The 13,733-nt window shown below is 64.8% G+C and carries 7 protein-coding genes and 1 tRNA gene; 5 read left to right on the top strand and 3 right to left on the bottom strand.

Features of this window, described 5'->3' with window-relative positions:
* Positions 1–306 precede the first annotated feature (306 nt).
* The 4 genes from MNI96_RS19095 to MNI96_RS19080 all read left to right on the top strand — a co-directional run bounded on the left by MNI96_RS19095 (position 307) and on the right by MNI96_RS19080 (position 6,731).
* Positions 307–381 (top strand) — tRNA-Gln (locus MNI96_RS19095).
* Between the two features lie 483 nt (positions 382–864).
* Positions 865–2,289: a globin-coupled sensor protein gene (locus tag MNI96_RS19090; protein ID WP_283776570.1), complete on the top strand. Its 1,425-nt coding sequence runs from the start codon at positions 865–867 to the stop codon at positions 2,287–2,289.
* Positions 2,290–3,144: 855 nt separating this feature from the next.
* A complete protein-coding gene (locus MNI96_RS19085) occupies positions 3,145–4,530 on the top strand; it encodes a YcaO-like family protein (protein ID WP_249695717.1) in 1,386 nt (461 codons plus the stop codon).
* Positions 4,531–4,607: 77 nt separating this feature from the next.
* Entirely contained in the window at positions 4,608–6,731 is a 2,124-nt protein-coding gene (locus MNI96_RS19080; RefSeq protein ID WP_249695716.1) for an AfsR/SARP family transcriptional regulator, read from the top strand.
* 94 nt (positions 6,732–6,825) lie between these two features.
* On the opposite strand, the gene MNI96_RS19075 is transcribed toward MNI96_RS19080, so the two are convergent.
* The 3 genes from MNI96_RS19075 to MNI96_RS19065 all read right to left on the bottom strand — a co-directional run bounded on the left by MNI96_RS19075 (position 6,826) and on the right by MNI96_RS19065 (position 11,037).
* On the bottom strand, positions 6,826–7,188 hold the full coding sequence (locus MNI96_RS19075) for a hypothetical protein (RefSeq protein WP_249695715.1): 363 nt from the start codon (positions 7,186–7,188) through the stop codon (positions 6,826–6,828).
* A gap of 290 nt (positions 7,189–7,478) precedes the next feature.
* Complete coding sequence (locus MNI96_RS19070; protein ID WP_249695714.1) at positions 7,479–10,022, bottom strand: cation:proton antiporter; 2,544 nt, start codon at positions 10,020–10,022, stop codon at positions 7,479–7,481.
* A gap of 85 nt (positions 10,023–10,107) precedes the next feature.
* A complete protein-coding gene (locus MNI96_RS19065; protein ID WP_249695713.1) occupies positions 10,108–11,037 on the bottom strand; it encodes a DMT family transporter in 930 nt (309 codons plus the stop codon).
* A 477-nt stretch (positions 11,038–11,514) separates the two neighbouring features.
* Here MNI96_RS19065 and MNI96_RS19060 point away from each other — a divergent pair, with 477 nt between their 5' ends.
* Positions 11,515–13,689, top strand: coding sequence for a malate synthase G (locus tag MNI96_RS19060; RefSeq protein WP_249695712.1), 2,175 nt, complete (start codon positions 11,515–11,517; stop codon positions 13,687–13,689).
* Positions 13,690–13,733 lie beyond the last annotated feature (44 nt).

Below are 13,733 nucleotides of genomic sequence, written 5' to 3'. Positions count from 1 at the left end.
GAACCTGCGACCCCCTCGTCCCGAACGAGGTGCGCTACCAGGCTGCGCTACACTCCGAACCTTCGTCCCGCCGGCGTGGCCGGTCGGGTGGAGAGCGATTTTCCGGGCCGGGAGACCGGGGCTCATCCGTGGTGTGGCGGGTTCATATCACCGGCAACCGGCCTCCGCAACCCTGTCCTTGCAAGGTTTTTCTTTCCACCTGTGGATGACGGCCCGAGGCGCGGATAAGCGGTGCGCTGCGATGCCTGTGCGTACGGGGCTGCTTGCGCGGCGCGGGCGCGCTCGCTATACAGGCGGCCTGCGATTTGGGGCGTAGCCAAGCGGTAAGGCAGCGGTTTTTGGTACCGTCATGCGCAGGTTCGAATCCTGCCGCCCCAGCCAGATCTTCATCTCGCCTCATCCGCCTGCCCGCTCTTCCCAAGTTCCTGGTTTCGAATCGACCGGCATGATCATACTCTCACCTGGGTGAGCGGGGATAACCGGTCCGGTTCGCGGGTCGGATCGTCACCCTTGCGGAATTTGCACTGTTTGCGAGGCGGAACGCAAATTTCGGGATTTTTGAGACGGGATTTTGCAAAATTCGTCTCATTTTTTTCAACCAATGCGCTCAGGGTTTAGAGGCCGTTTCAAGTCTCGATTAAAGCTTCGCGTCTTTTATTACGTAAGGGTACGTGGAATATCGTACGTAAAAATCGATAATATTATACCTTTCGCCTAGATAATTTTCCTGACCAAAGAAAGATTTTCTAATAAAATAAAGTATTTATTGATTTAATTTGGCTGAATTAGCTCTCTGTAAACAGAATCGAGCCATCCTTTTGAGCGCGCCGAGAGGTTTCGGCGTGAAATCGAAAGGACAATCCCATGTCGGGAGCGGGAAGCAGGAATTCGCGGACGCGCCTGGAGTTCGCGCGCATAGACGAAGAGACCAGGAAGACATTGCGCGGCCTGTGGAAGGTGGTCGAGCCGGATCTGCCAGGTATTCTCGCCGGATTCTACAAGCATCTCGTGACCGAGCCCTCCCTTAAAGACATGCTTGGAACCCGCCAGGCGGCACTGGAATCTGCTCAGAAGACCCACTGGCAGCGACTGTTCAACGCACGCTTCGACGAGGACTATGAGAACAGCATCGACCGGATCGGCCGCGCGCACAGCCGCATCGGCCTCGAGCCTCGTTGGTACATCGCCGGATATCAGTATGTTCTCAATGAGTTGACCGCCCTGGTGCTGAAGCGCCACCGCTTTTCTCCGTCGAAGGCGCAGGCTGCCTTGCAGGCGCTCAACAAGGCGGTCCTGCTGGATCTCGACCACGCCATCTCCACCTACCAGCAGATCCTGATGGAAGAGCAGGAGGCGCGCACCAGCTGCCTTGCCGAGGCGATCGACCGGTTCAAGGGCAGGGTCGAGGCCTCGCTGGCCGGCGTCGACAAGGCTGCCGATACGATGCAGAAGCGCGCCGATACGCTGTCTTCGGTCGCTGCCGCCGCGTCCGATGAGGCCATGTCCGCTTCCGCAGCGTCCGAGCAGACCTCCACCAGCGTCCAGACCGTCGCCTCGGCCGCCGAGGAACTGGCGAGTTCCATCGAAGAGATCGCCCGGCAGGTCACCGGCGCCTCCGATGTCGCGCGCCGCGCCAATGTTGTCACCGACAGCGCCTCGCGCGAGGTCGGCCTGCTCTCTGTCACCGCCCAGAAGATCGGCGATGTCATCGGCTTGATCCAGGCGATCGCCGAGCAGACCAACCTGCTGGCGCTCAACGCCACCATCGAGGCGGCACGTGCCGGCGATGCGGGGCGCGGCTTTGCAATCGTCGCCCAGGAGGTCAAGAATCTCGCCGGCCAGACCTCCAAGGCGACAGAAGACATCGCCCTGCAAATCGCCGAGATCCAGTCCGCGACGACGCGGGCGGTCGACACGATCGGCTCCATTGCGTCAACCGTCGGGGAGATCGATACGCTGACGGCGACAATCGCGGCTGCAATCGAAGAGCAGGGTGCCGCCACTCGCGAGATTTCGATGAACGTCCAGCACGCGGCCCAGGGCACGGTCACGCTGACCCGAAATGTGACCGGCGTGAACGCGGCCATCGAGAAGACGGAAGATGCGGCGCGCGACTTCCTGTCGGTCTCCGGCGACCTGCGCGGTCAGTCGGACCAGATCTCCGGGCAGATCCGCGACTTCTTCGGCGAGATTCGCCAAGCTTCGGAACGCGGTGCCGACAAAGGCGAGCGCAAGGCGGCATCCGGTTCACCCTCCGGCCGGACCGCTGACGCGCGCCGCTCTGCCTGACGAGGGAGCGCCGGAAGAGGCGGCAGGTCGGCGAAGAGCCAGGGGCCAGGTGCCGCCCGCCGGCACAAGGCCCGGTCTTGGCAGAGGCGGACGGCACCGCCAGAGACGAAACCGCCCGCTCGCCTGAGGGAATGAACCACCACGATGGAAACGAAACCGCCCGTCCGCGTGCAGGCGCGAACGGGCGGGAACGTTTGAAAGCCCTAGACTAGGTCTTCTCGTATATTTGTGCCGCCAGGCCCAATAATTTGGACGCCGAAGCGTCTTTGAAATTCCGCTTGCCGGTCCGGGAGCCGGCAGGAGTTCTTGCAGTTCCCGACCGCCAACGGCGCTCCGGTGGCTCCTGGAGCCGTTCTTGGCTGCCCCCTCCCGCTGCGGACCGACAACCGCCCCAAGTCGGGAAAAACGGGCCGGATCGTCCAGCGATCCGGCCCAGTTAGGTCACGTGCGATCCGCAGCCTGAAAAGCTCCGGGCGGCCCGCTGTGACTTGCAACATCTGTCCGGCAGGGCGAACTGCCGTTCCAGGCCGCGCCGTGGGCGCGTCGGAGAGACGTCACAAGGGCACTCGTCAAACTCGAGTCTGTCAATTCCACCCGAAGTCGGCCGGCGGCTGTGCAGATCCCCTCAAGAAACCGCAATCTCCATGTCCGGTCCCGCATCACGCGCCCACACGGCCATCAACCGGGTGCCATGAAAATCCGCCCCGATGTCAGCGCAACCGACTGTGCGAACCTCCATCCAATTGATTTTTCGATACAACACCAGTTAGCGTTATCTCTGCGTGATTTTTCCGCCAGCGCCATAAAACGGACCGGCGGTAGCGGCGAGCTCAACGAAAGCCGGGGGGCTGACATATGCGGGATGAAACCCGTAGGGCACTGGCCCTTGCGGCCGAACACCTGGAGACACGCGGTGACCTGCCCGAACCCTCAGGGCCGGCCGGCCGCTTCCTCGCCTATCTTGCGGAAGGGGCGGGGGATGGGCTTGCCGGCGATCGCGACCTTGCCAGCCTGATCGCTGTCGCAGCGCGCCTGGAGCGGCTGTTCGAGCTGGCGCTTCCGGATGCTCCGGGGCTCTTCTGCTTCGGGGCCGAGGTGGCGCCGGGTGTTTTCGGCGGATCTTTCGGGGGGCATGGCTCGGTCTCCGGCGTTGGCGAGACGCGGCTCGAGGCGTTTCGTGCCTGTGTCGGCGAGGCGGTCGAATATCTCTCGCAGTTCGAAATGACGCAGGTGCCCTGTTCCGAGCCCCGTGAAAGCGTTGCGGCGCTGCCCGCAGCCGATCCCGGCTTCTGGAGCGAAGCGGAGAGTCTTGCGCTCGGCCTGGCTCCAGCGCAGGCCCCGGACGCAGTCGGCGGCGACCAGAAGCAGGAGGCTGCGGGCTGGCTGGACCGCGTTCTTGCCCTCGATCTGTCCACCGGCCGGAAGGGTCTCGTACCCGCCGACCTGTGCTGGCGCCGGCGCGAGAGCGATGCCGTGCCGTTCGCCCGCGGTCTTGGCGTGGCGGCCGGGCGCAGCTTTCACGATGCGTGCCGGCACGCGGCGTTGGAATGGATCGAGCGCGATGCGGTTGCCCTGTGGTGGCGCGGCGGCCGCCGCGGGCGGGCAATCCCGGTGGAGGCGCTGTGCGCTCCGCAGGTCGCCGGCCGGATCGCCCGCTGGCGGGCCGGATGCCAGGCTCGGGTCAGCTGGTTTCTCGATCTCACCGGCGATCTCGGCGTGCCGGTGGTCGCAGCCCTGTCCGTCGATCGGCAGGGCAAGCGCTTCGCCTATGGCTTTGCGGCGCGCCCCACATTGTCCGCGGCCTTGCTCGCCGCCTTCACCGAACTGGCCCAGGTGGAACTGGCCGACCGGGTGGTGGATGCCAAGCTCGCGGAGGCGGACGAGAAACATCTGAACGACACGGACAGGTTGCACCTTGCGCGGCGCAGTCTGGTGAAGCCCGACTGGGAGGTGCTGCAGCCGGCAGAGGCGCCGGCGCCCGCCGGCCGCGAAGAGAGCAGGGCCGCTGACGGGTCTCTTGACGATCTCGGGGATGTTGAGCCGCTTTCAGCACTCGCCAAACGAAATTTTCGTGTTCTGGCAATTGACCTTACCCGTACCGATCCGGGTATAAGCGTGGTGCGCGTGCTGGTTCCGGGTTTGCAACCTGATCCCGGTGCACTGGCCACGCTGCGGCTCCAGCGGCAGCGGGCGCTGCGTCCCTCCGCCGGTTTTCCCGGCGACCGCGTCCGGCTCTACTGATTGCGTTTTCTTTCAGGCCTTTTCCATAGTTCAGGGCATTGGAAACTGGGGCGGGGTCCCGCGGGATCTGGCGTAGCATGCAGGGGCAGGGTGACGTGGAGGACATGGGCGATCGCGAGGCCGCGGAACAGGGGCGGGGCACGGACCCAGGGCGATCTCGTCTTTTCGTTGCCGTATTGGGCGTGCCTCACTTCCTGGTCGATGGCAAGCCGGTGTCGTTCCGCTCGCGAAAGGCGGAAGGGCTTCTGGTTCGCCTGTGCCTGACCGGCGACGGCCGTTTGTCCCGGGAAATGGCGGCCAATCTGTTCTGGCAGGACAGTTCCGAACACCACTCGCGCTCCTCGCTGCGCCAGACGCTGCTGATCCTGCGCCGTGCCCTGGAGGATGCCGGTTTCGACGGTCTGGACAGCGACAAGATGAACATCCGCCTGGATCTCGGCCGCGTTGCGTTGGATCTGGAGGAACTTGGCGTCGATGGCGGCGAGGTTCCGGCGCGGCTGCTGATCGAAAAGCGTCTGTCGGAGCGGCTCTTCGAGGGTGGCGAGATGCTGGCCGAACCGTTCCACAACTGGCTGCGCCTGCGCCGGCAGCAGTTCCACGATCAGTTGCGGGGGCTGCTGGAGCCCATGGTGCGGCTCGACAGCGGCAACTGGAAGCGCATGGAGCAGGCGGCGGTGGCGCTGCTCAATCTCGACCCGACGCACGAGCCGGCCTGCCGCGCCTTCATCACCGCCCGCGCGGTGCAGGGAGACTATACCGGCGCATTGCGGGCCTATGAGGACCTTTGGAACGTGCTGGAGGACGAGTTCGACACCCAGCCTTCCAACGAGACCCAATCGCTGATCGTCGATATCAAGCTCGGCAAATTCTCCGACTGGCTGCGCCGGGAGCGCATGCGTTTGGCCGAGGACTCCGCGCATCGCGCTCCTGCGGCTACAGCGGGCGTCGGGACGGCCGGCGAGCGACCCGCGGCCGCAGTCCAGCACGTCAATCCGGTCATCGTGGTCGATCAGATCCTCCAGATCACCGAGGCGGACCAGGATATTCGCCTGGCCAAGGTATTTCGCCACGATCTGATCTCGCGGCTCGTGCGTTTCCGCGAGTGGTCCGTTGCGGACGAGGTGACGGAAGATCTGTCGCGCTCGGCGGCTCCCATCTACCGGGTCTCGATCAGCGCCATGCGGGCCGAGCGGTCGGTGTCCTATTCCGTGACGGTGAAGAACTCGCGTACCAACGCCTATGTCTGGGGCCGCAACTCGGCTGTCGATATCGGCGAACTGTTTGCCCGGCAGTCGATGCTGGTCGCCGAGATCGCCATGGCGATGAACGTCAACATCTCGGCCGAGCGGCTGGCCAACATGTCGCGCATCCCCGATGCCTCGCTGGACCAGTACGACCGCCTTCTGATGGGGCAGCGACTGCACTACACGTGGAAGATCGAGGATTCCCACCAGGCCGAGGCGATTCTCGCCCGGCTGATCGAAGACAATCCGCGCTTCGGCCCTGCCTATTCGAGCCTGGCGCAGATCATCAACTCCCGCCACATCGTCTTTCCCGGCCAGGCCCAGACGACGGAAACGCTGGAGCGTTCCGCCGGGCTGGCCCGCATGGCGCTGGCGCTCGATCCCTTCGATTCTCGCGGCTATCTGTGCGCGGCCTGGACGCTGGCGCTGCAGCGGCGGTTCGAACAGGCGGAGGCGCAGCACCGCCAGGCGCTGGAGCTCAACGACAACGATCCCTGGACAGCGCTATCGGCGGCGCACGGGCTGGCCTATTACGGCCATCGCGAGGAGGCGCTGGCCATTGCCTACCGCCACCGCGAGAACGGTCTGCTGACCTCGCCGCTGCACTGGAGCTATTTCGTCGGGATCACCTGCCTGTGCGGCGACCATGCCGCCTCGATCGCCGCTTTCCGCTATCTCAGCGATGGCTATCTCGGCGTCGAGGCATGGTATGTCGCGGCGCTCGCGCTGACGGGCGAGAAGGAAGAGGCCCGCGCCCAGGCGCTCCACCTCAAGCAGCGGGTGGCCGACCGCTGGGTGCTGCGGCAGCCGCCGGACGATGCCGATATCGCCCGCTGGATCGGCAACTGCTTCCCGATCTCCTCGCCGCGCACCTGGGACGAAATCCACGAAGGCCTCTCGTCCGCGGGGATCGTGTTGCCTGCCGATCTGGCACCCGAAGGCGCGTCCCGCCGCTGACCGGCAGCGGAGGCAGGGGGCCAAACATCGCGAACGAGCCTAAAAAAGGGCCGCGAAACATCGCGGCCCTTCGGCATCCCCTGAAGATGAAAACTCAGGTGCACACGGCAATCGTGTAGTCGGCGACGCGGCTGAGATAGAAGTCTCGCTCGTTCATCTCGTCCTTGCGAGCGTAGAAATCCGGCAGCGGGTAGTCGTTCGCCGCCGCGTCTCCGTACTTTTCCAACGAATCCTCGGTCATGCGCCGCGGCGGCAGGCGCAGGAGCAGAACTTCCTCACAAGCCTGAATCACTTGCAAGGCTTTGTAGGTATCGGGAATCGTGGCGATGCCCTTGGTGGCCTGCTTCAGACCTTCCAGCGTCTCCGGCCAAGGCTTTGCGCCCGTGGCATACTCGGAGATCAACTCGCCAAAAGCCTGATAATCGTGGATCTCGACCTTCTTGAGTTCGTCAGTCATGTATTGCCCCATAGAATACGACAGCTCAGGAAAACGCCAGTTGGCCACTCCGATGTTCTTTGGACGTTGAAAGGGTCCATCGACGCAAAACCGAGCGTTTGAAATTACTTTGCAGCGCACTGGCGCACGAAAGTCATGCAAATCACTTCATGACATTTGAAATTAGATGTTGGGCAGGGCGAGTCGTCAATATGTTTTGATGAATAAAGCGAAGATCACAACTTAAACGATAAAAAATCGACTTATGATTTTTATGTATAGATGTGCAATCTGAAGTTTTGCCGGGTAGATCAACTTTCTTCCGTCGATTTTTCAGCGGATTCGTCGTCTGCAATTGCGTCGTCTTCCACTGCAGTGGCATTCATCTGTCGGCGCTGGGCGGCCATGGTCGCCATGTGCTGCTTCAACGCGGGATCCTTGTCGGTCAGGCTGCGGAAGTCGGTCCGCGACAGGACCAGCAGGTTGCAGTAGCCGAGCGCGCGCACGTCGGCCGTCCGCGGCTGGCCAGTCAGCAGCGCAATCTCGCCGAAGACATCGCCGCGGCCGAGGCGCACGCGCACATGTTCGGTGATCACCTCTACGGCGCCGGAAGAGATGAAGTAGGCGGTGTCGCCCCGCTCTCCCTTGCGGATCAGCAGCTCGCCGGGCACCGCAAAAAGCGGCCGCATCAGCCGGGAAATCGCTCGGATGCGGTCCTCGCTGAGGTCACGGAAGAGCGGCAACTGCGCGGTCAACTCCTCCGTGCGCATGCCCATGTCGAGCTTCGGCCGCGTGTCGGCAGTCTCCCGGCTGTGGCTCACCCCTTGCGAGAGGTTGGAATAGAGCTCGGTGCCGATGAGGTTCTGCGCGTAGAGCGAGCGATAGGCATCTTCCTCCAACCGCAGAGCCGCCTTTTGCAGGAAGCGCTGGTCGAGGCTGTCGGCATAGTCGGGATACTGCAGCCGCAGCGCTTCCAGCGCCGTCGTCGTGGCCTCGCGGCGCCCGAGCAGGATCTCGGTCAGGATCTCCACCACGCGGTGGCCGAGCAGGGGCTCGATCTTCTCGTTGGTGAAGGCGATCAGTTCGTCGAGCACGATCCGGTTCAGCAGCAGCATCTCGTAGCGGTCGCCGAGCAGGCGGGCGAGCCAGCGGTCGTATTTCAGGTTCCGCTGAAGCCACTGGGCGATCCGCATCGTGCGGGGAAAGGCGAGGGCCTGGCGGGCGGCACGGTTGTATTCGATACGGCCGCCGGCACGGGCGCGGTCGGCGATGCGGCCGATGCGTGCCAGCAGTTCCTCGGCCGTGTGGATCGAGGCGGTGCGCTCGCGAAGATGGCGCAGCACGATCTCGCGTTCGCGGTTGGAGATAGACACGAGGCCGACGGTGATGCGGTCGCGGTCGAGGATCTCGTCCATGCCCCCGTCCAAGCCCTGTGCCTCGACCAGGCGCTCGCGGTAGCGGCGGTCGGTCGCCTCCGCCGCGGCCGGTGCGATGTGGTATTCGGAAACCGCGCGCGACACGCCCTCGCGCACGTTGGCCAATGCGAGGGCCAGCACCTGGGCGCGCATTGCCGCGTCGAGCGGCGGCAGCTTGTCGAGGCCGAATACTTTTATCAAGGGCTTCAGCGTCGTGCCGTAGACCAGCAGGGTGAACAGCACGAAGCCGGTCGCGAGCACGGCGACGAAGCGCTTCACCTGCGGGTCGATGGCAACGTTCTCGGTCACTCCGAGCGCCAGCGTCAGCGTGATGGCACCGCGCATTCCGCCCCACAGCATTACCGTCTTGAACGGCGTACTGACGGGCTGCGACAGTTGCAGCAGGCTCATCAGCGGCAGTAAGCCGAACAGCACGACGGCGCGAGCGGCAAGAGCGGCCGCCACGACGATGCCGAGCAGTGCGATGTCGTACCAGCCGACATCGACGAGCAGCTTCGGGATCAGGATCGACGCCAGCATGAAGATCAGCGACGAAGCCCAGAAGGCGATCTGGTCCCACACGTCGTTGAGATAAGTCCAGCCGTCTGGCGTGACGCGGGAGGGGCCGGCCAGGTTGATGACGATGCCGGCGACCACCACGGCGACGACTCCGGACACGCCGACGAAATTCTCCGCGATGATGTAGACGAGATAGGGCATCGCGACGCTGAGCGTTACCTGGGCGAGACGGAAGTCGCGCACCAGCGGCAGGAGGCGCACCAACATCTGGCCGCCGACATAGCCGAGCGCCATGCCGCCGGAAAAGCTCCACAGGAAGAGCTCCACACCGTCGGCCAGTGTCGGTGCCGTGCCGCCCGTCAGCGCGCCGAGCAGGATGACGAAGAGGGCGATCGCTGCGGCGTCGTTGAGCAGGCTCTCGCCCTCCACCAGCCGACCGAGGCGGGCGGGCGCGCCGATGTCGCGGAAGATCGCGACGACGGCGACCGGGTCGGTGGTGGCGACGATGGCGCCCAGAAGCAGGCAGGCGACAAGCGGCACAGTGGTGAAAGGAGTGAGCGCGAAGCCGATGAAGGCCGTCGCAACGACCACCGCGACGACGGCCATCACGAAGATGACGCCTGCATCGTCCGCCATGCGGCGCACATCGAGTGTCAGCGTCGTCTGAAACAGCAGGACGGGAAGGAACAGGTGGAGAATGCCCTGCGAGTTCAACGGTAGGTTCACGAAGACGGATGCGATCTGGTTGAATGCATCGGTGCTGGGCGTGTAGAGCAGCCAGCCCGCCAGGACGCCGATCGCGGTGCCGACAAGCGCCAGCAACACGGACGGGGCCACCTTCAGCCGCCGTGCCAGCGGCTGAATGAGCGAGATGACGACGAGGAGGCCGGCGATGGCTGCGATGAAGAGGGGCGCTTGCATGTTCCCTCTATCTTGCCATATTTCGACAATGACGCGACCCTTTCGCGTCGTCCCCCGAAATTTTCGGTGTTGATTGTGCGGCCGGTCAGGTGGCCGGGGCGAGTTGGCGCGCCTTGCGCTCCGAAAGCGCGATGCCGATCAGAACCAGGCACAGCGCTGCGGCATGGTAGAGATGGAACGGCTCGCCGAGCAGGCTCACCGCCAGCAGGGACGAGAAGATCGGCACCAGGTTGATGAAGACGCCGGCCCGCCCCGGTCCGACCAGTTCCACCCCGCGCATGAAGAAGATCTGCGACAGGCAGGACGGGAAGATCGAGATATAGGCGATCACCAGCCAGCCCTTGGGCGTCGGCCATTGCAGCGCGCCCTGGGACACCTCGATGGCGAAGAGCGGCACGGAGGTGACCGCCGCGACCACTGCCAGCACGGTGAAGAACACCATGCCGGAGACCGGCGGACGCTTGCGCAGCAGCACCGCATAGAGCGAGTAGAGCAGGCAGGCGATGATCATCAGGGCATCGCCGACATTCACCTCCAGCCCGGCCAGACGCGACAGGTCGCCCTGGGCGGCAATGAAGGCGACGCCCGCCATGGTGACCAGAACGCCGAGCGCCTGCAGCGGCCGGATCGGCGTGCGCAGGATCACCAGCGCGCCGAGCAGCACGAACATCGGCATCGACCCCTGGATGATGCCGAGATTGACGGCGGTCGTGCTGTGGGCGGCGATGTAGAACAACGCGTTGAACGCGGTGAAGCCGAACATGCCCATAGCGATAAGGATCGGCAGGTGGCGCCGCAGCGTCGGCCATTCGGCCCGGACCTGCCGTCCGTAGAGCACCAGGAGCAGCCCGGAAACGGCGATCCAGCGCAGCAGCACGACGGCCATCGGCGAGACCTCGCCGATCGCCAGGCGTCCGGCGATGGTATTGCCGCCCCAGAACAGGGTGGTCAGCACCAGCAGCAGGATCGGCTGGTTGAAGAAGCGCGTGAGCAGGGGCGAGCCGGATTGCGACATAGGGCCATGGATCCGCGCCGGAGCGGGACGCGCACCGGCCGTCTTGCCGGGGCATTCCGTCGTCCGGACTTGCTGGGGTGGCCCGCACCGTAGGCGTGTCGCGCCGGCGCGGGAGCGAAGAATTGCCCCTATCGTATGACGAATTGCGACAGGCGATGCAAGCCGCGCGGGCGGGACCGGGCATTGCAACAGACGCAGGGCTGGGATGCAGGAAGGATTGTTTCCCGTGAGGATCAAGTCTTTTCGATTTGTGCAAGATTGACCAGGAAAGGTCCCTTGCGGTTTGATGACGGTCGAACCGTTCGCTCGCGGTTTTCGTCCGCCACGCAGCCATCATCTGCCCTTGCCTGGCTTCCCGGCATCGTCTTTTGTGAAGACCGTGCCGCCCGCGCAAGCCGGAGGCGGCCGGACGGACGCATCCGAGGGAGCGCCGGAACAGCAAGACGCACAGATGTCGACCAGGGAGTGCCGACCGCCATGGACCGTATCGAGATTGCCGGCCTGAAGATCGCCCCGGAACTGCGGGATTTCGTCGAGCAGGAGGCCCTGCCGGGCACCGGCGTGACGGCCGAGGCCTTCTGGGAGGGTCTGTCGGGCATCGTGCACGACCTGGCACCGGAGAATCGCGATCTGCTGGCCCGCCGCGATGCGCTGCAGGCGAAGATCGACGGCTGGCATCGCGCCCATCCCGGCCCGGTCGACCTTGCCGCCTACAAGGCCTTCCTCAAGGAGATCGGCTATCTGGTGGATGAGGGCGCTGCCTTCTCGGTGACGACGCAGAATGTCGACCCGGAAATCGCCTCCATCGCGGGTCCGCAGCTGGTAGTTCCGATCACCAACGCCCGCTATGCGCTGAATGCCGCCAATGCCCGCTGGGGCTCGCTCTATGATGCGCTCTACGGCACCGACGCCATGGGCAGCCTGCCGAAGGGCGGCGGCTACGATCCGGCGCGCGGCGCCGAGGTGGTGGCCTACGCCAAGGCGCTGCTGGACGAGCGTGTGCCGCTGTCGGCGCCCTGGTCGAGCGTTACCGGACTTGCCGTTGAAGGCGGCAAGCTGAAGATCGCAGGCGAGGGCGGTACGGCTCTCACCCTGTCCGATCCGTCGCAATTCGCCGGCTATCGCGGCGATGCCTCCGCTCCGGCTGCCGTGCTCTTCGTCAAGAACGGCATGCATATCGAGGTCGCCATCGACCCGGGCAACCCGATCGGAAAGACCGATCCGGCGGGTATCTCCGATGTGGTGCTGGAGTCGGCGGTTTCCACCATCATGGACTGCGAGGACTCGGTCGCGGCCGTCGATGCGGAAGACAAGGTCGTCGCCTATCGCAACTGGCTCGGCCTGCTGAAGGGCGACCTGACCGCCTCCTTCTCCAAGGGCGGGCGCGAGATGGTGCGCCGGATGGAAGGCGACCGGACCTACACGACGCCGGCGGGCGGCGAGATGGCGCTGCACGGCCGCTCCCTGATGCTGGTGCGTAATGTCGGCCACCTGATGACGACGCCGGCGATCCTGGATCGCGACGGCAAGGAGGTGCCGGAAGGTATCCTCGACGGCATGATGACGGCGCTGATCGCCATGCACGACATCGGCACGGGCGGCCCGGACGGTGGCGGACGGCGCATGAACTCGCGCGCCGGCTCGCTCTATATCGTCAAGCCGAAGATGCACGGTCCCGACGAGGTCGCCTTCGCCAACCGGCTGTTCGGCCGGATCGAGCAGGCGCTGGGCCTTGCCGCCGACACGCTGAAGATGGGCATCATGGACGAGGAGCGGCGCACGACCGTCAACCTCAAGGAGTGCATCCGCGCTGCCGCCTCGCGCGTCTGCTTCATCAACACCGGCTTCCTTGACCGCACCGGCGACGAGATGCACACCTCGATGGAAGCCGGCCCGATGATCCGCAAGGGCGACATGAAGCAGGCCGCCTGGATCCAGGCATACGAGAACTGGAACGTCGACATCGGCCTCGAATGCGGCCTGCCGGGCCATGCCCAGATCGGCAAGGGCATGTGGGCGATGCCGGACCTGATGAAGGCGATGCTGGAGCAGAAGATCGGTCACCCGAAGTCGGGCGCCAACACCGCCTGGGTGCCGTCGCCGACCGCCGCGACCCTGCACGCGCTGCACTACCATGTCGTCGACGTCGCAGCCCGCCAGAAAGAGTTGCGGGCCCGCGGCCGCGCCAGCCTCGACGACATCCTGTCGATCCCGGTCGCCGAACGGCCGAACTGGTCGGCGGAGGAAATCCAGGCCGAGCTCGACAACAATGCGCAGGGCATCCTCGGCTATGTGGTGCGCTGGGTCGACCAGGGCGTCGGCTGTTCCAAGGTGCCGGACATCAACAATGTCGGGCTGATGGAAGACCGCGCGACGCTGCGCATCTCGTCCCAGCACATTGCCAACTGGCTGCGCCACGGCGTTTGCACCGAGACGCAGGTGATGGAGACGATGAAGCGCATGGCGAAGGTGGTCGACGGACAGAATGCCGGCGATCCGCTTTACACGCCGATGGCTGCGGATTTCGACGGCTCGATCGCCTTCCAGGCCGCCTGCGACTTGGTGTTCAAGGGCCGCGAGCAGCCGTCCGGCTACACCGAGCCGGTGCTGCATGCCCGCCGCCTCGAAGCGAAGGCCGCCGCTCGCGACTGACAGGTCGCGCAATGCGAGAACGGATGAAGCCTTCCGGCCGTCAG

Origin of the sequence: Stappia sp. WLB 29 (assembly GCF_023507705.1) — a bacterium.
Taxonomy (GTDB): domain Bacteria; phylum Pseudomonadota; class Alphaproteobacteria; order Rhizobiales; family Stappiaceae; genus Stappia.
The sequence above is the reverse complement of the archived record's forward strand: the minus strand, read 5'-3'. Positions and strand labels throughout refer to the sequence as shown.

Coding starts and splice junctions, on each gene's coding strand:
- MNI96_RS19090 (WP_283776570.1), top strand. CDS start 865: ATGTCGGGAGCGGGAAGCAGGAATTCGCGGACGCGCCTGGAGTTCGCG.
- MNI96_RS19060 (WP_249695712.1), top strand. CDS start 11,515: ATGGACCGTATCGAGATTGCCGGCCTGAAGATCGCCCCGGAACTGCGG.
- MNI96_RS19080 (WP_249695716.1), top strand. CDS start 4,608: ATGCAGGGGCAGGGTGACGTGGAGGACATGGGCGATCGCGAGGCCGCG.
- MNI96_RS19065 (WP_249695713.1), bottom strand. CDS start 11,037: ATGTCGCAATCCGGCTCGCCCCTGCTCACGCGCTTCTTCAACCAGCCG.
- MNI96_RS19085 (WP_249695717.1), top strand. CDS start 3,145: ATGCGGGATGAAACCCGTAGGGCACTGGCCCTTGCGGCCGAACACCTG.
- MNI96_RS19075 (WP_249695715.1), bottom strand. CDS start 7,188: ATGACTGACGAACTCAAGAAGGTCGAGATCCACGATTATCAGGCTTTT.
- MNI96_RS19070 (WP_249695714.1), bottom strand. CDS start 10,022: ATGCAAGCGCCCCTCTTCATCGCAGCCATCGCCGGCCTCCTCGTCGTC.